This is a genomic window from Spirosoma horti (genome assembly GCF_054776595.1).
This window is the reverse complement of sequence record NZ_BAAHBQ010000007.1, coordinates 193,272-210,998: the sequence shown is the minus strand read 5'-3', so window position 1 is coordinate 210,998 and position 17,727 is coordinate 193,272. Positions and strand designations below refer to the sequence as shown.

Below are 17,727 nucleotides of genomic sequence, written 5' to 3'. Positions count from 1 at the left end.
CTTCCGAAACAATCTGAAACGACGTCCCCTATGAAACGGACTTGTCTACTTTTCATTACTTCTCTCTCGCTATACAGCATGGCTCAGGCACAACCCCTTACACCGCCCAAAGCGGCTGTGAAACCTAAAGAATTGATCACCAATGGTCATAAACGAATCGACAATTATTATTACCTCAACGAACGCGAAAATCCGGAGGTGATCAACTACCTGAAGGCCGAGAATGCCTACCTCGATCAGGTACTGGCACCGGTGAAGGATTTGCAGACCAAGCTGTTCGAGGAAATGAAAGGGCGTATCAAACAGCAGGACGAATCGGTGCCTTACAAAGAAGGCGCCTATTACTACTACACCCGATTCATTACGGGGGGCGAGTACCCGATTTATTGCCGCAGAAAAGGCTCGATGCAAGGCGCGGAAGAAATCATGTTCGATGGAAATGCGATGGCAAAGGGCCATAACTATTATCAGATCGGCGGTTTCGAGGTGTCGGACAACGATGAGCTGGCCATCTTTGCCGAAGATACCGTAAGTCGAAGGCTCTATACACTGCGGGTGAAAAATCTGAAAACGGGAAAGCTCTATCCCGAAGCCATTCCAAACACCGAAGCGGGAAGTTTTGCCTGGGCCACCGATAACAAGACGCTGTTTTACGTCAAAAAAGACCCACAGACGCTGCTCGGTTATCAGGTCTACCGGCACGTACTGGGAACCGACTCGAAAAATGATGTGCTGGTTTATGAAGAAAAGGACAACCAGTTCTACATGGGTCTGGGACGCTCGAAATCAAAAAAATACATCGAAATCAGCTCCGACCATAATGGTGTAGCCACCGAATACCAACTGCTGGAAGCCAGCAAACCCACCGGGAAATTCACCACATTCCTGCCTCGTGAAAAAGGGCACGAGTACGACATTGTCCATTACAAAGACAAGTTTTACGTTCGCACCAACTGGAAGGCCGAAAACTTCCGGCTGATGGAAGTGCCCGAAGGGAAAACGACGGATCGGACGGCCTGGAAGGAAGTGATTGCCCACCGGCCAGACGTGTATCTGGCTAACCTGGATGTGTTTGCCAAACACCTGGTGTTGGGCGAACGCAAAGCAGGCCTGACTAATATTCGGGTGATCAACCAACTCACCAATTCCGATGAATACCTCGATTTTGGCGAGCCAGCCTATGTGGCGGGGATCAGCTATAACCCTGATTTCAATACCGATGTGCTGCGCTACAGCTATTCGTCGCTGACAACGCCCAACTCCACCTTCGATTACAACATGGATACGAAGGTGAAAACGCTCAGGAAACAGCAGGAAGTGTTGGGTGGTTTCGACAAGAACAACTACGTGTCGGAGCGATTTTTTGTGACGGCCCGCGATGGCGTGAACGTGCCCGTGTCGCTGGTCTATCGCAAAGGCACAAAGAAAGACGGCTCGGCTCCGTTGCTCCAGTATTCCTATGGCTCCTACGGGTACTCGACTGATCCTGGGTTCAGTTCAACGCGTCTGAGCCTGCTGGATCGGGGATTCATTTTTGCCATTGCGCACATTCGGGGCGGTCAGGAAATGGGACGCCGGTGGTACGAAGATGGCAAAATGCTCAAAAAGAAAAATACGTTCAATGACTTCGTTGACGTATCGGACTACCTGATCAAGAACAAATACACCAGTACTAGTAAACTCTTCGCCATGGGTGGCAGCGCGGGTGGACTGCTCATGGGTGCCGTGATCAATCAGGCTCCGCAACTGTACCGGGGCGTGGTGGCGGCAGTTCCCTTCGTCGACGTAGTGACAACGATGCTCGACGAAAGTATTCCGCTCACAACGGGTGAGTTTGAAGAGTGGGGAAACCCGAAAAACAAAGAATATTATGACTACATGCTGTCGTACTCGCCTTATGACAATGTGGAGAAGAAAGCGTATCCCAACCTGCTCGTGACAACGGGACTGCACGACTCGCAGGTGCAGTATTGGGAGCCCGCCAAATGGGTAGCCAAGCTTCGCGTTATGAAAACAGACAAGAACCAGCTGTTGCTGCATACCAACATGGAAGCGGGTCATGGCGGTGCCTCGGGCCGGTTCGAGGCCTTGAAAGAAATCGCCCTAGAATATGCGTTCATCCTCAATCTGGTGGGAGAGCGTCAGTAGAAAAAAATCTCGCTTTTTATAAAAAAGGTGGCTTTTTCTGTCATTCTGAGGCAGGAGGAATCTTAAACGTTGAGATTCTTCCTGCCTCAGAATGACAGAAAAAGCCGTTCTTGTCTTAAAAATAGCCAGCAAATGCTCTTTGGAAAGTTTTACTTTTCTCACTATTATACTTGGTTTTTGGTCTTTGCTGTCACAGGCATTCTCATCACTAATTGTCAATCGGGAAAGGATGCTGCCCTAAATGACCCGCTGATTGCTGAAGGAAAGCAACTGGCGCAGCAGCATTGTGCTACGTGTCACGTGGTTCCTTCGCCCGATTTGCTGGATAAAGAAACCTGGGTGAAGCACGTATTACCCGCAATGGCGCCAAATCTGGGGCTTGAAGTGTATCCCGAAGGGGTGTATTATGCAGGATCAAAGGCCGCCATTTCGTTCGATAATTGGCAAAAATTACTTCTTTACTACCAGACACTGGCGCCTGAAACGCTCGAAGCTGTCAAAGCCCCGGAGTCAGTTACGAACGACTGGGCCATGTTTTCGCTCGAAAAACCCCGGCTCGACACGACTCAAACGGCCATGACAACTCTGGTGGCGATGGATACAATTGGTCATCAGTTGTATTCAAGCGACGCGTTTCTGAATAACCTGTATCGGTGGAATCGGGCGTTGCAACCAGCCCTATTTAACAAGCTGAATTCGGCCGGGGTCAGTGCTACGTTTTTTCGGGACAAAGCAGGCCGTGAGTTGGGTATGTTCAGTTGCTTGGGAACGATGCGGGCTGCCGATATTTCGAAGGGTGAACTCATATCGTTGGCCGTAGCCGGTAAACAAGGTGCCGATTCATCGGCAGTAGCTACCGACTTACCCCGGCCACTTCAATCGATAGTCGCCGACTTCAATAAGGATGGACTAACGGATTGGGTGGTTTGTGGATTCGGGCACAACATGGGCGGGTTGTACTGGCTGAAACAGGGCACGAATCATCAGTATACCAAAGTACCTATTCGGGAGGTGGCCGGAGCCAGTCAGGCCGTCACGGGCGATTTCAACGCCGATGGCTGGACCGACCTGATGGTTTTATTTGCGCATGCCGATGAGGGCATCTGGCTGTTCCTGAACGATAAAAAGGGCGGTTTTACGGAACGGAATCTGCTTCGGTTTCCATCCGTTTATGGTTCTACGAGCTTCCAATTAGTCGATTTCAATAAAGATGGCCGGTTGGATATTCTGTATACCTGTGGCGATAACAGCGATTATTCGAAAGTGCTGAAACCGTATCATGGCGTGTACATCTACCTGAACGAAGGGGGAACGCGCTATAAACAAGCCTACTTTTATCCCATCAATGGCTGTACAAAAGCCGTCGCCACCGATTTTGATCAGGATGGCGATCTGGATATCGCGACGATTGCCTTTTTTGCTGATTTTGAACACAATCCTGCCGAGAGCTTTCTTTTATTTGAGCAGCAAAAACCATTGCAGTTTCATCCGCATGCTCCACCCGTCAGCGGACTTGGGCGCTGGATTTGTATGGACGTGAACGACTGGGACAACGATGGGGATGCCGATGTCATTCTGGGCAACTTCTCGAAAACGTTTATTATTCAGGAGGGACTAAAACCAACTTGGGATATGCATTTGCCATTGATCGTATTGAGAAATAAGACGCGATGAAGCAAACGAATCCTAAGTGTCTATATAGATTAATTTAGTTCAGCCACCCACCCGTAAAGCCGGCGCGTTTCAATCCTTTCTGAATATGTGGATTGCGCTTCATCAAATTCCAGACAAAATTTGTTCGGGCGTTTTCGGCCATTAGCAGAATCGGGCCCTGGTCGATGCCAAGGTAGTCAATATCGAACCATCCGTTTGTTGTGGAGCCGTTGGCATAAGCTGATGCGAACCGATATGTTGGATTAAAGGCATCACGGAAGCCATACTTACCATATAGTTTGCGGCCATAGTTGGTCTTCATAGCTTTCAAGGCAGGCAGGCAAATTTCAGGTGCGAACGCCAGCGAGCCGCCCGCAGCCGTGGGTGCAATAGTCCCATCGTCGACAACTTGCTGAATGGCGGCTCCCCGTGCCCGGTAGGAAAAGAAATTTCGGTCGGCCACCGTTGTATCCTTTGGCCCATCGCAGGCAGTCAGTCCCCAGATCGTTGAACTATAGTCTTGCAATACTATTTCGAGTGAGCAGGACTGGAAGCTATTTGAGTCCAACTTTAATAAGGTACACGAACAGTTCCTGAAACACCTGCTGGAAAAATACCCTGACCTGGGCCAGGGTGACCTGAAACTGGCCGCTTACCTGCGCATGAACCTGTCTACCAAAGAAATTGCCCAACTGCTCAACATAACCCACCGCAGCGTTGAATTGAAGCGGTACCGGCTCCGGAAAAAACTCGATCTGGATGCGGATACGAACCTGAGTGAATTTATGATTTAGTACTGAAAGCAGACTATCACATCAAATTCCATCCTTTCCGGTAGTCCCGCGATAGCATCGCGTTTGCATCGGCATTATGCCGGAATTTCTCTTTGTGAGCGTTCCATTCCAGGGGCTGGCCGAGTCGGTACGAAATTAACCCGAGGTGCATGGGCATGGTCATCTGGCGGGCGTAGGCCAGATTGGATTCCGGCTGTTTGCGGGACTTCACTGCGTCGACAAAATTCTGCTGATGCCCCGGCGACCGTTCCAGCGTGACAGGAATCTCGGCAATATCGTTCATCACGACGCCATTAATGGTAATTTCCCGCGTACTGTAGTCGCACAGAAGTGTGCCCTTGTCCCCTTCGAAATAAGCGCCGATGCCCCGCTTTTCGGCACCCGGAACGTTGGGCGGTGTACTCGTCCAGTGCAGCGAAAGGTTATCGAATTCATAATCGATGTCTATCCATTTGGGCGCATCGCCAATGCCTTCGGGAGCCGCCCCTTTGGCACTGATGCTCTTCAGCCCGGTTGGGTTGATGGCCCACCAGACTACGTCGGCAATGTGGCACCAGAAATCCTGAAACACCCCACCCGAGTAATCCAGGAAATAGCGATAGGTAAAATGGCAACGTTCGGGCGTATACAGTGAAACCGGGGCGGGTCCTTGCCACATGTCCCAGTTGAGGGTAGCCGGTGGAGTCTGGTAAACAGCTGGCCCCAGCACGGGCGGGAAGCCCGTTTTCCAGAGCCGAACGGTATGCACCTTGCCAATGGCCCCGCCCTGAATCAGTTCGACCACACGGTGATAATTATCGCCTGCGTGAATCTGAGTGCCCAACTGAAAAATCCGGTCGTACCGATTGACAGCCTTCAGCATTTTCTGCCCTTCCCGAACGCTGTAAGAGAGCGGTTTTTCGCCATACACATCTTTACCGGCTTGAAAAGCCATAATTGCAATCTGAGCGTGCCAATGGTCGGGGGTCGCGCAGGTGATGGCATCAATGTCGTTGCGGTCGAGCAGGTGCCGGAAGTCAGCGTATGTTTTAGCGGTCGTGTTCGGCTGTATCGTTTGTAAGGTATTGAGCGCTTTATTCAGATGCGTCTCGTCCAGATCGCATAACCCAACGACGTCGACTTCGGGAAGTCGGGCAAACCAGTTGAGGTGATTGGTGCCCATGCCGTTCAACCCAATATGCGCCACCCGCAGCTTGTCGCTGGGAGCTACTTTTCGTTTCATCCCCGGAAACAGCGCCAGGCTCAGGGCGGCTGCACTTCCCTGTTTCAGAAAATCACGGCGGTTGGGTTGGCGTGTCATGGCAGTAGGAGCAACTTGGTTTACAGGTTATTAATTCTTGACTATAATGGCATCTGAGCGCTGTATCTACTGTATCAGAGTGTTAATTCTGAGCCAGCCAAATCAATTACATAAACGACCGGTAGGTTTTGCCTAAAAGCTGCTTAATCTACCTGATCAGGTTAACCAATACGCTTATCGGGGTTAGTCTGGGATTAAGTTGGTTTAGTAGTCAATTCTTCATCTTGCATACTGCCACAGCGGGTAGTGCGCAAGATGAAAATTTATAGAAGATACCCACATGAATCCATCCTACATGACGCAGCGAAGGGCTATCGTGGCCATACTACTTTTGTGGACAAGCATTGGCCGGGCACAGGACTACCCCATTGTTCCGGTTCCCTTCACGAGCGTGACGATAAACGGCGGTTTCTGGCAACCCCGGCTGGCAACCAACCGAACGGTAACTATTCCGTTCGATTTTAAGAAATGCGAAGAAACGGGCCGAATCAGCAACTTCGCCATTGCCGGAGGACTGGCCAAAGGGACCTTTCGTGGGCTACGATACGACGACTCCGATGTGTTTAAGGTTGTGGAGGGGGCTTCCTATTCGCTCCAGACAAAATATGACGCTCAACTGGATCACTACCTGGACAGTCTGATTACGCTTTTTGCCGCGGCCCAGGAGCCGGATGGCTATTTGTACACCATCCGTACCATTCTGAAAGACAGTACGAATAAAAAAGATAATCAGGCCGGGCCAACCCGGTTTTCGTACGTAGCCGGTAGTCACGAACTCTATAACGTGGGGCATATGTACGAAGCGGCCGTTGCTCATTTTCTGGCAACGGGCAAGCGGTCATTTCTGAATGTGGCGCTGAAAAATGCCGATTACCTCATGCGAACCATTGGGCCCGATAAGCTGATTGTCGTGCCGGGGCATCAGGAAATCGAACTAGGTCTGGTTAAGCTCTATCGGGTTACGAATGACAAACGATACCTTGATTTCGCTCGTTTTCTGCTCGATATGCGCGGCCGGTCCGACAAGCGGCCCCTCTTTCCCGATCCGGCCAATACGGGTCAGGGAGCTAGTTATCTCCAGGATCAGATGCCGGTTACGCAACAAAAAGAGGCCGTTGGGCATGCCGTGCGGGCGGGGTATATGTATGCCGCCATGAGCGACATTGCGGCCATTCAGCAGGATAAAGCCTACATGAATGCGCTGCTGGCCATTTGGCACGACGTTGTCGAACGCAAACAATACCTGACCGGTGGCCTGGGTGCCCGCGGACACGGGGAAGCGTTTGGGGCGGCCTACGAACTGCCCAACGATGTTGCCTATGCCGAGACTTGTGCGGCCGTAGCCAATATGCTCTGGAACCACCGCATGTTTCTGCTGACGGGCGAATCAAAATACATGGACGTGTTTGAGCGGGTACTTTACAACGGGTTTCTGGCGGGCGTTTCGCTCGAAGGCGATTCATTTTTTTACGTCAACCCACTAGCTTCCGACGGTCAGCGCAAATTCAACGTGGGGCAGGCCGCTACCCGCGCGCCCTGGTTCGGGACATCCTGCTGCCCGACTAACGTCGTTCGGTTTATGCCGTCGCTGCCTGGTTATGTGTATGCCACAAAAGGGGATAACGTGTTTGTCAACCTGTTTCTGACCAACCAATCGAAGCTGGTTGTCAATGGCAAGCCAGTGCAAATCCAGCAGGCGACGAACTATCCCTGGAACGGCAAGGTGTCCGTGACGGTTCGGCCGGAGAAAGCCCAGACGTTCACGCTTCAGATTCGGATGCCGGGCTGGGCGTCGGGGAAACCCATGCCCGGAAGCTTGTATAGCTACGTGAACACGGCATCAAAACCGCTGGTCCTGCGGGTAAATGGTCAGTCGGTCAAGTATACTGTCGAAAATGGATACGCCCGAATCAGCCGGACCTGGAAACCCGGCGACCGGCTTGAGTGGACGCTGGACATGCCCGTTCGGGAAGTAAAAGCAAATGGACAGGTGGCCGATGATCAGAATAAAGTAGCCATCGAGCGCGGCCCCATTTTGTATTGTGCCGAAGGCGTCGATAACGGAGGCAAAGCCCTGGCCCTGGCGATTCCGGCTGGCATGACGTTCAGCCCAATGCTGCAGCCCGAGAAGCTGGGTGGTATTGTGTCATTATCGGGCAAGTCGGCTGGTCGTTCGCTCAATCTGATTCCCTATTATGCCTGGTCGCACAGGGGACCCAACGAAATGGCCGTCTGGTTTGGGCAGGTGAAGCGATAACGCAATTGTTGAGGTTGCTTTTTGTCAAAGCAAAAGGAAGCGAGCATTACTTGATTTTCATGCCGGGCACAAGCGGAGTGGCTTCGACAAGTTCCAGCGACTTGACCATTTTCGTTGTAGCCGTCTTATATTTTATAAAATGAGGTGTTTTCAAATGCGCCTTATAGGCCGTTGTATCGGCATAAATTTCCAGAATAGTCATATGCGTAGGATTGCCTTTCTCCGAAACGGCATATAACGTCAGCACACCGGGTTCAAGGCGCACCGATGCTTCTATTTCCTCCTTAAGAGCGGCTTTGTAGCCTTCTAACTGAGGGGAATCAATGACGAGTTTGGCCAGCCGAACCATTTGTTTTTTATCCTGTGAAAACGCATGGCTGCAACAGGTAACCAAGAATGCCCCCAGAATGAAAATAACATAGTTGACGGCCCATTTTTCTGTTTTTACGATCATTGGTTATGTCGTTTTATTCTGTTTGAAACGGTCATTCTCAGATCAAAATAGGTGTTTTTTGTTAGTCTGGCCATAGCAGGAATCTTAATGACTCCTATGGTCAGACTAACAAAAAACACACTTCGAGCCTGATTTTCAGTCGCTTGAACGAGCTACTCATCCGGCGGACCGATACAGGAGGGCTGTGGGGACACAGCCCTTGGAGTACACCACAAGTACATCACATCAATCTACACCAGTTCCAGCTCTTCCAATTGCTCATTGATAAACGCAATCTCCTCTGCGGTTAGCTGAATATCAATGGCTTTGGCATTCTGGATGGCCTGTTCGGCATTGCGGGCACCTACCAGTGCCACCGTGATGCCGGGACGTTCGATGGTCCAGCGAATGACCAACTGGCTCAAACTGGCATTTTTGCTATCGGCTAACGGCTTGATCTTTTGCAGAAAGGCATCGGTTTGTTTAATATTCTCCTCGTTGAAAAACCGATAACCCGCCCGGTGGTCGCCTTCGGCAAACTGATGGCCGGGCTTGATTTTGCCCGTCAACAGCCCGCGCTCCATCGGACTGTAAGCCAAAATGGCCTTTTTGTTTTCGATGCAGTAGGGAACAAGCTCCGTTTCGATTCCCCGATTGATCATGCTGAACGGCACCTGGTTCGATGCGAGTTTGAGAACCGTTTCCGCCTGTTTCATCTGGTCGACGTTGTAATTGCTCACCCCGGCCTGGCGCACCTTACCCTGCTCGATCAGCCGGAGTACGGCTTCCATACTTTCCTCAATGGGCGTCGTTACATCGGGCCAATGCATCTGATACAGGTCGATGTAATCGGTGCCTAACCGTTTCAGGCTATCTTCGCATTCTTTGATGATGCTTTCCTTCCCGGAATATTTATAGACATCAATCGGGTTTCCATCGTTATCCTGACTTTTGAAGCCAAAATCACCCTTCACCAAATCCCAGCGCATGCCGTACTTGGTCAGAATCTGCACCTTGTCGCGAGGGATGCCTTTGATGGCTTCTCCTACAATTTCTTCACTCGTCCCTTGCCCATAAATCGGAGCCGTATCGATGGACGTAACGCCCAAATCATACGAAGCCCGAATGGCATCGATTGCACCCTGTCGTTCGGTTCCGCCCCACATCCAGCCGCCAGCGGCCCAGGCCCCGAACGTAATAGCGGAAACGCTTAAATCAGATTCTCCCAGTTTTCTGTATTCCATAGGTTGTATATATAACGCGTAGTCGCTCTTACCAACGGATAACGCGTTGTTTTGTTAAACTTGACGTGGTTAGGGTCTCGTTGGCCATTTCTTCAGGAACCCTGTTTGGCCTTGCGGTTACGGCCTTTGTTTTTGAGCGAATCACTTTTAGTAACGGGAGCCGCCGGGTTAACGATTGGTCGGCCACTCTGCCCACTTGCCCCGTCGTCTGTTGCACTCATCATGGCCGCGCTGTCAGCTGCCGGATTGCTATCCGGTGAGCGCCTGCCCGATTTATAGTTTCCCTTTTTGCTCCGGTTACCCGAGTTGGTCGTTTGGGCCTCGGCACCGAAAGCCGTTATTCCAGCCAGCAGAACACTCATTATTAGTAGCCTTTTCATATCCGTCGTTTTTCAAGTGGTTGTGTTATCTACCAGTATGTAACGACAAACAGACCAGAAAGGCTACCCAAAAAGGCTATACCGAGCGAATGGCAATTGGTTTATACAACAGATCTTTACGCTAAGGCCTTTCCGTTAGGGCCAGTAAATTCCCTAACTGACGGGCCGTACGGATCAGGTTCTGCCGGGTCAGTTGTATAGCCGTTTCTATGGAAGAGGGGCTATTGCCGATGGCCAGCAGTACGTCGAAATACTGGTTTAATGCTTCGTTTGGCTCCAGCGGCACGTTGCCCGCTATGCCCAGCACAGGCAGTTTCTTTTCCTTTGCCTGGAACGCAACGCCAAACGGACCTTTGCCATGCAGGGTCTGCTCGTCCAGGCTACCCTCACCCGTAATGACCAGATCAGCCTGATCCAGCGCTTTTCCGAAACTTGTAAACGCAAGAAAAAAGTCGATGCCATTGACCAGCTTCGCGTTGAGAAATGTGTGCAACCCGGCCGCAACTCCTCCGGCGGCACCACCATGCTTTACTTGCGTCATATCTACACCGGTTTGGCGGTGCGCTACGTCGGCAAACCGGCGCAGGCTGGTCTCAAGTTTCCGTACACTTTCGAGAGTGGCCCCTTTCTGCGGACCGAAAACGGCCGCCGATCCCTGGTCGCCAACTAACGGATTGTCGACATCGCAGAGGATAGTTATTGTACAGGCCAATAGGCGCGGATCGAGCCCGGATACGTCAATGGTTGCCAGGTTGGTCAGGCTTTCCGGGGTAGTGAGCACCGTGTCATCTGCCGCCAGGAATTGAATACCGAGGGCCCGTAAAATGCCGGTGCCGCCGTCTACCGTTGCCGATCCGCCAATGGCCAGCACAATTTCCCGGACACCCTTGTCGAGGGCCAGCCTGATCAGTTCGCCGGTACCGAATGACGTGGTTCGTAGGGGATCTAACTCGTCGGGTTTCAGAAGTTGAAGACCTGATGCATTTGCCATTTCGATGACTGCCGTGTGCCCATTGTTCACCAATCCAAAAGAAGAGGATATAGGTCGATCGAGTGGGTCATTGACGGTTGCTGAAACGAGAATACCATCGCGTTTTTGAATCATTAATGACCCTGTGCCATCGCCCCCGTCGCCAATTGGAAAGCATTCACAACGGCAATCGAGGTTGCTTTGCGTTAGGCCCTGTTCGATGGCCGTCGCTACATCTGTTGCGTTCAGGCTGTTTTTAAATGCATTGGGTGCAATCAGGATGCGAATAGGCTTCATGTAAAAATGACTAATTGACTACATTGACAGGGTTCCCGCTTAAGAATGCCGCCAGATTATCGACGGTAATTTTCATGAGCCGAGTGCGGGCTTCCAGCGTTGCCCAGGCAATGTGTGGGGTGATGAGGCAGTTTTTGGCGGTGAATAGCGGGTTGCCGGGCAGGGGAGGTTCCTTCGACAGTACATCAATTCCCGCACCGGCAATGACGCCGTTGTTGAGCGCATCGGCCAGGTCCTGATCGACGATGATTGGCCCGCGCGATGTGTTGAGCAGAAAGGCCGATGGCTTCATCAGGGCCAGATTTTCCTTGTTGATCAATCCCTGCGTTTCGGGTACCAACGGCGTGTGGATGCTCACCACATCCGACTCCGCCAGCAGTTCGGGGATCTCCGCCCATTTGAAATTGGTTCGGTGCGACTGGTCGGTGCGGTGCCGTTTGGAGCCGATGATGTTCATGCCAAAGGCCGTGGCCACATCGGCTACTTTCTCACCGATACTCCCGAACCCAAGGATGCCCATCGTTTTGCCCGACAGCTCGATAAGCGGGTAATCCCAGAAACAGAAATCCACCGACCGCGCCCATTTGCCATCCCGCACCGAATCGCTGTGACGCTGCACGTGCAGCGTCAGTTCGAGCAGCAGCGCGAAGGTGAGTTGAACAACGGAGGGTGTACCGTAGCCGGGTACATTGCTCACCACAACCCCATTCTTTTTGGCGGTGGCGATATCGACAATATTAAAGCCCGTAGCCAGGACGCTGATGAATTTCAGGTTGGGTAATTGGCCAAGAGTGGCCTCGTTCAGAGGTGTTTTATTGGTAAAAATAATATCGGCGTCTTTGGCCCGTTCTACGACTTGGTCGGCGGGCGTTCGGTCAAACACCGTTACGTCGGCCAGCTTTTCAATACCTTCCCAGGACAAATCACCCGGATTCAGGGTGTAGCCATCTAATACGACAATCTTCATTAGTGTGTTTTCTTTTGTTCGTTTGATAAACGGTGTATGGACGGGGCGGATTCTGGTCAATTCGCCACCGTTGTCGCTGGTTTTACCTTCCCCGCCACTGACCTGATCGTAACCGCTATCCCCACCAAAACCAAGGCCAATATACCCAGATACAGATACCCTTTTGACAGATCCGGCAGAACAACCGCTTTCTTGCCGTCGAGCATTTCGTAGACCGGAATCATCCATTTCAGTACGTAGGCCTGTGCCAGCGTCAGAAAGCTAATGAAGATCAGCATGAAAAAACTGTGCTTCACCGTAAAGCGGAATAACTGCGATTCTTTACCGACTAAATTGCCGGCTGCAGCTGCTACGGCAATGGACTGGGGCGAAATCATTTTACCCACTACGCCCCCCGACACATTGGCCGCCACCGTCACTACCGGATCGACGCCGATAGACTGCGCCGTGGCGTACTGAAGTTTGCTGAACAACGCATTGGCCGAGGTATCCGAACCGGTGATGAACACACCCAGCCAGCCCAGCACAGGGGCGAAAAAGGGAAACATACTACCCGTGCTGGCCAGTATGGCGGCCAGCGTGAGTGTGATGCCTGAATCGTTCAGAATATACGCGAACGCCAGCACCGAGGCCACCGACAGAATGGGAAACCGCAACTGAACCAGGGTTTCGCCAAATACCTTTACCCCTTGCCGGTACGTCAGCCCGACCAGCGGAATAGCGATGAGTGCTGCCAGCAGAATAGCCGTTCCGGCCGCCGAGAGGTAATTGACTTTGAAGAGCTTCGGTATTGGATTACCGTCGCTGCCCAGAATGGCGTTGTGCAGACCCGGAAATTCGAACTGGAACAGACCGGCGGAGTTGAGCACATCCTTGATCGGCTGCATTCCCCACGAAATAATGATAATCGTCAGCACGATGAACGGCGACCATGCCCGGATCACCTGCCCGGCGGTGTAGCTGATGCTGGTATCGACTGTGGCGGCTGGTTCATTGGCAAAGCGCCAGATGGTTTTAGGTTTCCAGTAGCGCAGGAAGGTCATCAGGCATATTATCGACCCTAATCCTGCAATGACGTCGGGTAGGGCGGGGCCGAGGAAGTTGGACGAAAAATATTGGAGAAAGGCAAACGAGATGCCCGACACCACCACGGCGGGCCATATCTCCCGCGCTTTTCTGAATCCGGCAATAATACTGACCAGGTAAAACGGCAGCATGACCGACAGGATGGGCAGCGTCCGGCCCACCATCTGCGAAATGGGCAACTCCGGAATACCCGACACCTGCGAGGCCACCGTAATGGGGATGCCGATAGAGCCAAACGCCACCGGAGCGGTATTGGCAATCAAACAAATCCCCGACGCATAAAGCGGGTTGAACCCCAGCCCCACCAGCATAGCCGCCGTAATGGCCACGGGAGCACCGAAACCGGCGGTACCCTCCAGAAATGAGCCGAACGAAAAGGCAATCAGCAGCGCCTGCAATCGCCGGTCGGCCGTGATGGCACCCATGACGTGTTTGATGATTTCGAATTGACCACTTCTGACGGTAATGTTGAATAGAAAAACGGCCATGATCACCAGCCAGCAAATCGGGAACAAGCCGTACAGCGCCCCGTGTGCCGCCGACAGCAACGCCAGTTTGACGGGCATGCCATACACGAGCGTGGCAATCAGCATGGCGAGGGCGGTAGCGATCAAGCTAGCCTGATAGCCCTTCATCTTTCGGATGATGAGCGCCCAGAAAATGAATAGGATGGGTATCAAGGCTACCAATACCGAGAGAGCGATGCTGTTGAACGGGTCAATAACTTGTTTCCAGGTCATAAGTTAGTTAGTGGTTGTTGGGTTAGTCGTTATTGAGTGAAGTCGTATTCTGAAGGATCGAATAACCCTTAACCCAATAGCTATCACACTTATGCCAAATCCAGCGCTACAATTTCGTGGTCGAGAACCTTCGGCACATTGACCGTTACTTGACCATTTTTGACCTCAAATCTTGGTGTTTGTCCGCTCATGAGCAATTTTACACCCGTCACTTTGGCCCCGGCCGGAACCTGAACCGACACCTGCGCATCGACCGGAATCAACTCCCGGAACGGGCCTTTCAGCATCATGGGGTTGGTTAGGTTGACGAGGTGGACGGTCATGGAACTGGCCTGCCGCCAGACGTTGACATCGATCACACCCGGCCCCGTTACGGCGGCAACGGGGGCCTCGTCGAGTGCCCAGTTAATGACGTTACTTAACAGTTGACCGTGGTCCATGTTGAGCAGTTGCCAGAACGAACGGTCCAGATCGCCGGGAATATAGGCTACGCGCCCTTTGCCTACCTGCCTCAGGTAAATCTCCCGCGTATCGGTCTCGGCCACGCGTGGGTACACGTCTTCCATCGGCAAATCAGGGTAGGTGGGAATGAGCGTGACCGGACTGGGGAAAGTCGCCGTGGGTTTCACATCGACTTTATAAATGGCGTTGATGATGCGGGGTGTACCGTCCAGCCCTTTCAGAATGGCCTGGCTCTGGCTGTTTTTGGCATCGTGACGAAGATGCAGATAGCTGTTCCGCATCGGTCCTTCTACTTTCTGATTGTACGATACGCCGAGCAAACTTGCCAGCCCAAAATCCGGGCGCTGGTTGCCTTCTTCATCATACAACGACGTTTCGAAGGTAGCCATCAGGCTCCCGCCCGCCTTCACAAAGGCCTGTAACTGGCCACATTGCGCATCAGAAAGGGCCGCAATATTTGGCAGAATCAGCAGTTTGAACCGTTTCAGATCGTCGGGTGTGAGCAGGCGATCGTTTACCATATCGAACGGAACCCGGCTTTCGACCAGGGTCTGGTAGATACCGTCGAGGTGGTCGCTGCTTTTCTGCTGCCAGGGTTTGCCACCGTAGTTGCGGTCGGTTTGCTCGGAATACACCACCCCGACACGCGCCATCGACGCTGTATTGCGGAGGTAGGTTTCGTTTTTGTGATAACCTTCGTACACCTTCGCTACGGCTTCCATCCAGCGTTTGTCGTAGATGTCGCCCCCGAACTTAACGAAGCACGGCCGCATCCCGTTGGCCGTTCCTTCGGCTACCCAGATTCGGATTTCGGCGTCGCTCTGTACAGAGTCTTTCCAGCGGTATTCCTCTTCAATACCCACGCTGAAAATGCCGATCAGCGGTTTCATGCCCAGCGTTGAGCGTAATTCTTTGGCCCCTTTTCCATTCGACCACGGAGCCATGAGCCCCCGCCGGGCCTGCTGGTCGGCGAAGAAAAGGTCGGCTTCTTTGCCCGTTACAATTTTGTCAGGAAAGCCGTTAGGGATGAAGCGGGATGCGGGCCGTTGCTGACGGATACCGGCATCCCACAAGGCCCACACTTCCCGCAACCGGTTCGTCCGCCATTCCGACCATTTGCGGTAGGTAGGGTCCAGTCGCTCTATTTTCTTCGGCAGTTCCAGACCCGTTGCCGCTTTAAAATTACGGGTGCAGTGTTCGCAGTAGCAAATGTCGTGACCGGCCCAGCGATTCGAGAAGATGCCTTCGGGCTGAAACCGCTGCATGATTTCTTTGTTCACCTGGGGCATAAACTCGAAGTTGTACGGCCCCAGTGAGCAGGTCACCCACAACTCCGGATTAGCCCAGTGACGGCGTTTACTACCATCGACGTTGACCGCAATCCAGTCGGGGTGGGCGTCGTATACGTTTTGCCGGGCGGCATGGGGATCGGTGCGGAGCATGATTTTCATGCCCTGCTTTTTGCAGCCTTCTACCAGATAGCCCAGCGTATCGGCGTTGCCCAGATAATCGCTTCGGTGATGCAGCGGGATGTTGGTCGGGTAAAAGGCCACGACGCCCCCGGCACTGAGTAGTGCACCATCGGCATGAATCCGTTTGAAATAACTCAGCCAGAAATCGGGATCGTAGTGGCCGGGGTCGCGCTCTACAAACGCCAGTTGCGCCCAGCGCATCGGTCCGTCGAGCCAGCGTGTTTCGGTTGGCGACAAGGCGTTGGCAACCAGCGACTGACTAGCTAGTGCATAGGCTCCGCCAATCAGGCCGGTCGTCTTAATAAACTCTCTTCGTTCCATGAGGTAAGGGCCCGGGTGAACACGACAGGTTCTCAAAAAAACAGAGATTGTTTTGGTCGTATTCTACTCTTACCTCTCTACCCGCGGATCGTTAGTCCGCGTAGCCGTCAGGCTACTAATACGCCCTATCTTAGCCTGACGCTACGCGGACTAGAGATCCGCGCTACAAGCCTCCGCCATCGCCAACCCAGACGTAAACGCCCCTTCTACATTGCCTTCGCCAAATCCATCGCCCCCAAATAACAGTGGGAGCGGGGCTTCTACAGCCAGAAACGGGGCCGGATGCCGCTGGTCGGCCAGGCTGTAGCGCCAACGGTGTACCTGAATGGTGCTGATGCTATCGACCGGAAGCCAGGCCCGTAACTGATCGGTAAGTTGTCGACCAACGGCGGTGAGGTCATCGTCGAAATGCGTTCGGCTGAAATCGGCGCTGGCGTGGATGGTTAGGGAGGGTTGAGCGGGCGAAATTCCTTTGTGGGCGTTGTCGGCTACCCAGGCAATATCGCCGGTTGCGTAGCGAACGGCACCGGAAGCGGGCAACTGAACAGGTCGGTTCAGCGCCACCATCACAGCAATGGAGGGCTGGTACTGGATGGCCGCGAGTGCCGATTGGTCAGCGGTTGATAACGTAAATCCACTTTTCTGGGCCAAGGCCAGTGCCTGCGGAGCCGGGATGGTGATCAGCAAGGTATCGGCCCGGTATTGCCCCCCCGATTCGGTCTTCACGAGCCATTGGCTATTCTCTATACCGAAGAAAATAACGGTTTCGGATGTCAGCACGGTGAGGTCTTTGCTGAGGTCTTTGGCCACGGTGTTCATACCCCCTATACCCACGTAGTGTGGCTGGTCAGGGGAGGTGTCGGCCGGGCCGGAGTGCTCCGGATTCCATTCGGTAATGACCTGATCAGCTAACAAATGCTGGACGACTTGTTGGAATTCGGGTGTTGTAGCCGAGAAATATTGGGCACCATGATCGGCTCGGGCCTGTTCGATGCGCCGGGTAGCCATGCGTCCACCCACACCCCGACCTTTATCGAGCACGACGACATCCCAACCCTGTAAGCGTAATGCGCGGGCCGCGGTCAGACCGGCCATACCCGCACCAATAATAAGAGAAGACGGCATTTAAGTTGACAATGATGGTTGGGGGCGCAAGGTAGGGGGTTGGGGTGGAATCTACCCCACCCCAACCCCTCCCCTGAA

General features: G+C 52.8%; 14 protein-coding genes. 4 read left to right on the top strand and 10 right to left on the bottom strand.

Annotated features, from left to right (window positions below; all coding sequences use genetic code 11):
* Positions 1-30 precede the first annotated feature (30 nt).
* Positions 31-2,148, top strand: coding sequence for a S9 family peptidase (locus tag ACYVAM_RS22480; RefSeq protein ID WP_461071238.1), 2,118 nt, complete (start codon positions 31-33; stop codon positions 2,146-2,148).
* Between the two features lie 177 nt (positions 2,149-2,325).
* Positions 2,326-3,822, top strand: a complete 1,497-nt coding sequence (locus ACYVAM_RS22475) for an FG-GAP-like repeat-containing protein (RefSeq protein ID WP_461071236.1) — start codon at positions 2,326-2,328, stop codon at positions 3,820-3,822.
* Between the two features lie 34 nt (positions 3,823-3,856).
* On the opposite strand, the gene ACYVAM_RS22470 is transcribed toward ACYVAM_RS22475, so the two are convergent.
* A complete protein-coding gene (locus tag ACYVAM_RS22470; RefSeq protein ID WP_461071234.1) occupies positions 3,857-4,327 on the bottom strand; it encodes a glucoamylase family protein in 471 nt (156 codons plus the stop codon).
* A gap of 136 nt (positions 4,328-4,463) precedes the next feature.
* On the opposite strand from ACYVAM_RS22470, the gene ACYVAM_RS22465 reads away from it, so the two are divergent.
* Positions 4,464-4,595, top strand: coding sequence for a LuxR C-terminal-related transcriptional regulator (locus tag ACYVAM_RS22465; protein WP_461071233.1), 132 nt, complete (start codon positions 4,464-4,466; stop codon positions 4,593-4,595).
* A gap of 16 nt (positions 4,596-4,611) precedes the next feature.
* On the opposite strand, the gene ACYVAM_RS22460 is transcribed toward ACYVAM_RS22465, so the two are convergent.
* Positions 4,612-5,895: a Gfo/Idh/MocA family protein gene (locus ACYVAM_RS22460; protein ID WP_461071231.1), complete on the bottom strand. Its 1,284-nt coding sequence runs from the start codon at positions 5,893-5,895 to the stop codon at positions 4,612-4,614.
* Between the two features lie 280 nt (positions 5,896-6,175).
* Here ACYVAM_RS22460 and ACYVAM_RS22455 point away from each other — a divergent pair, with 280 nt between their 5' ends.
* Positions 6,176-8,152 (top strand): glycoside hydrolase family 127 protein, encoded by a 1,977-nt coding sequence (locus ACYVAM_RS22455; protein ID WP_461071229.1) that lies wholly within the window; start codon positions 6,176-6,178, stop codon positions 8,150-8,152.
* Positions 8,153-8,198: 46 nt separating this feature from the next.
* Here ACYVAM_RS22455 and ACYVAM_RS22450 read toward each other — a convergent pair whose 3' ends face one another.
* The 8 genes from ACYVAM_RS22450 to ACYVAM_RS22415 all read right to left on the bottom strand — a co-directional run bounded on the left by ACYVAM_RS22450 (position 8,199) and on the right by ACYVAM_RS22415 (position 17,649).
* Entirely contained in the window at positions 8,199-8,606 is a 408-nt protein-coding gene (locus tag ACYVAM_RS22450) for a putative quinol monooxygenase (RefSeq protein ID WP_461071227.1), read from the bottom strand.
* Between the two features lie 230 nt (positions 8,607-8,836).
* Entirely contained in the window at positions 8,837-9,829 is a 993-nt protein-coding gene (locus ACYVAM_RS22445) for an aldo/keto reductase (protein WP_461071225.1), read from the bottom strand.
* A 92-nt stretch (positions 9,830-9,921) separates the two neighbouring features.
* On the bottom strand, positions 9,922-10,209 hold the full coding sequence (locus tag ACYVAM_RS22440) for a hypothetical protein (protein WP_461071223.1): 288 nt from the start codon (positions 10,207-10,209) through the stop codon (positions 9,922-9,924).
* Positions 10,210-10,330: 121 nt separating this feature from the next.
* Positions 10,331-11,476: a glycerate kinase gene (locus ACYVAM_RS22435; RefSeq protein WP_461071221.1), complete on the bottom strand. Its 1,146-nt coding sequence runs from the start codon at positions 11,474-11,476 to the stop codon at positions 10,331-10,333.
* A gap of 10 nt (positions 11,477-11,486) precedes the next feature.
* The gene (locus tag ACYVAM_RS22430) at positions 11,487-12,443 is read right to left on the bottom strand and encodes a D-2-hydroxyacid dehydrogenase (RefSeq protein ID WP_461071219.1); all 957 of its coding nucleotides are present in this window, start codon (positions 12,441-12,443) and stop codon (positions 11,487-11,489) included.
* A 56-nt stretch (positions 12,444-12,499) separates the two neighbouring features.
* On the bottom strand, positions 12,500-14,269 hold the full coding sequence (locus tag ACYVAM_RS22425) for an L-lactate permease (RefSeq protein ID WP_461071217.1): 1,770 nt from the start codon (positions 14,267-14,269) through the stop codon (positions 12,500-12,502).
* Between the two features lie 89 nt (positions 14,270-14,358).
* On the bottom strand, positions 14,359-16,524 hold the full coding sequence (locus ACYVAM_RS22420; protein ID WP_461071215.1) for an alpha-amylase family protein: 2,166 nt from the start codon (positions 16,522-16,524) through the stop codon (positions 14,359-14,361).
* A 150-nt stretch (positions 16,525-16,674) separates the two neighbouring features.
* Positions 16,675-17,649 carry an NAD(P)/FAD-dependent oxidoreductase gene (locus tag ACYVAM_RS22415; RefSeq protein WP_461071213.1) on the bottom strand — a complete coding sequence of 325 codons (975 nt, stop codon included), beginning with the start codon at positions 17,647-17,649 and terminating at the stop codon, positions 16,675-16,677.
* Positions 17,650-17,727 lie beyond the last annotated feature (78 nt).

Excerpts from the sequence above, each read along its gene's own strand:
- ACYVAM_RS22430 (WP_461071219.1), bottom strand. The coding sequence starts at position 12,443 with ATGAAGATTGTCGTATTAGATGGCTACACCCTGAATCCGGGTGATTTG.
- ACYVAM_RS22450 (WP_461071227.1), bottom strand. The coding sequence starts at position 8,606 with ATGATCGTAAAAACAGAAAAATGGGCCGTCAACTATGTTATTTTCATT.
- ACYVAM_RS22480 (WP_461071238.1), top strand. The coding sequence starts at position 31 with ATGAAACGGACTTGTCTACTTTTCATTACTTCTCTCTCGCTATACAGC.
- ACYVAM_RS22435 (WP_461071221.1), bottom strand. The coding sequence starts at position 11,476 with ATGAAGCCTATTCGCATCCTGATTGCACCCAATGCATTTAAAAACAGC.
- ACYVAM_RS22420 (WP_461071215.1), bottom strand. The coding sequence starts at position 16,524 with ATGGAACGAAGAGAGTTTATTAAGACGACCGGCCTGATTGGCGGAGCC.
- ACYVAM_RS22415 (WP_461071213.1), bottom strand. The coding sequence starts at position 17,649 with ATGCCGTCTTCTCTTATTATTGGTGCGGGTATGGCCGGTCTGACCGCG.
- ACYVAM_RS22455 (WP_461071229.1), top strand. The coding sequence starts at position 6,176 with ATGAATCCATCCTACATGACGCAGCGAAGGGCTATCGTGGCCATACTA.
- ACYVAM_RS22460 (WP_461071231.1), bottom strand. The coding sequence starts at position 5,895 with ATGACACGCCAACCCAACCGCCGTGATTTTCTGAAACAGGGAAGTGCA.
- ACYVAM_RS22465 (WP_461071233.1), top strand. The coding sequence starts at position 4,464 with ATGAACCTGTCTACCAAAGAAATTGCCCAACTGCTCAACATAACCCAC.
- ACYVAM_RS22440 (WP_461071223.1), bottom strand. The coding sequence starts at position 10,209 with ATGAAAAGGCTACTAATAATGAGTGTTCTGCTGGCTGGAATAACGGCT.
- ACYVAM_RS22445 (WP_461071225.1), bottom strand. The coding sequence starts at position 9,829 with ATGGAATACAGAAAACTGGGAGAATCTGATTTAAGCGTTTCCGCTATT.
- ACYVAM_RS22425 (WP_461071217.1), bottom strand. The coding sequence starts at position 14,269 with ATGACCTGGAAACAAGTTATTGACCCGTTCAACAGCATCGCTCTCTCG.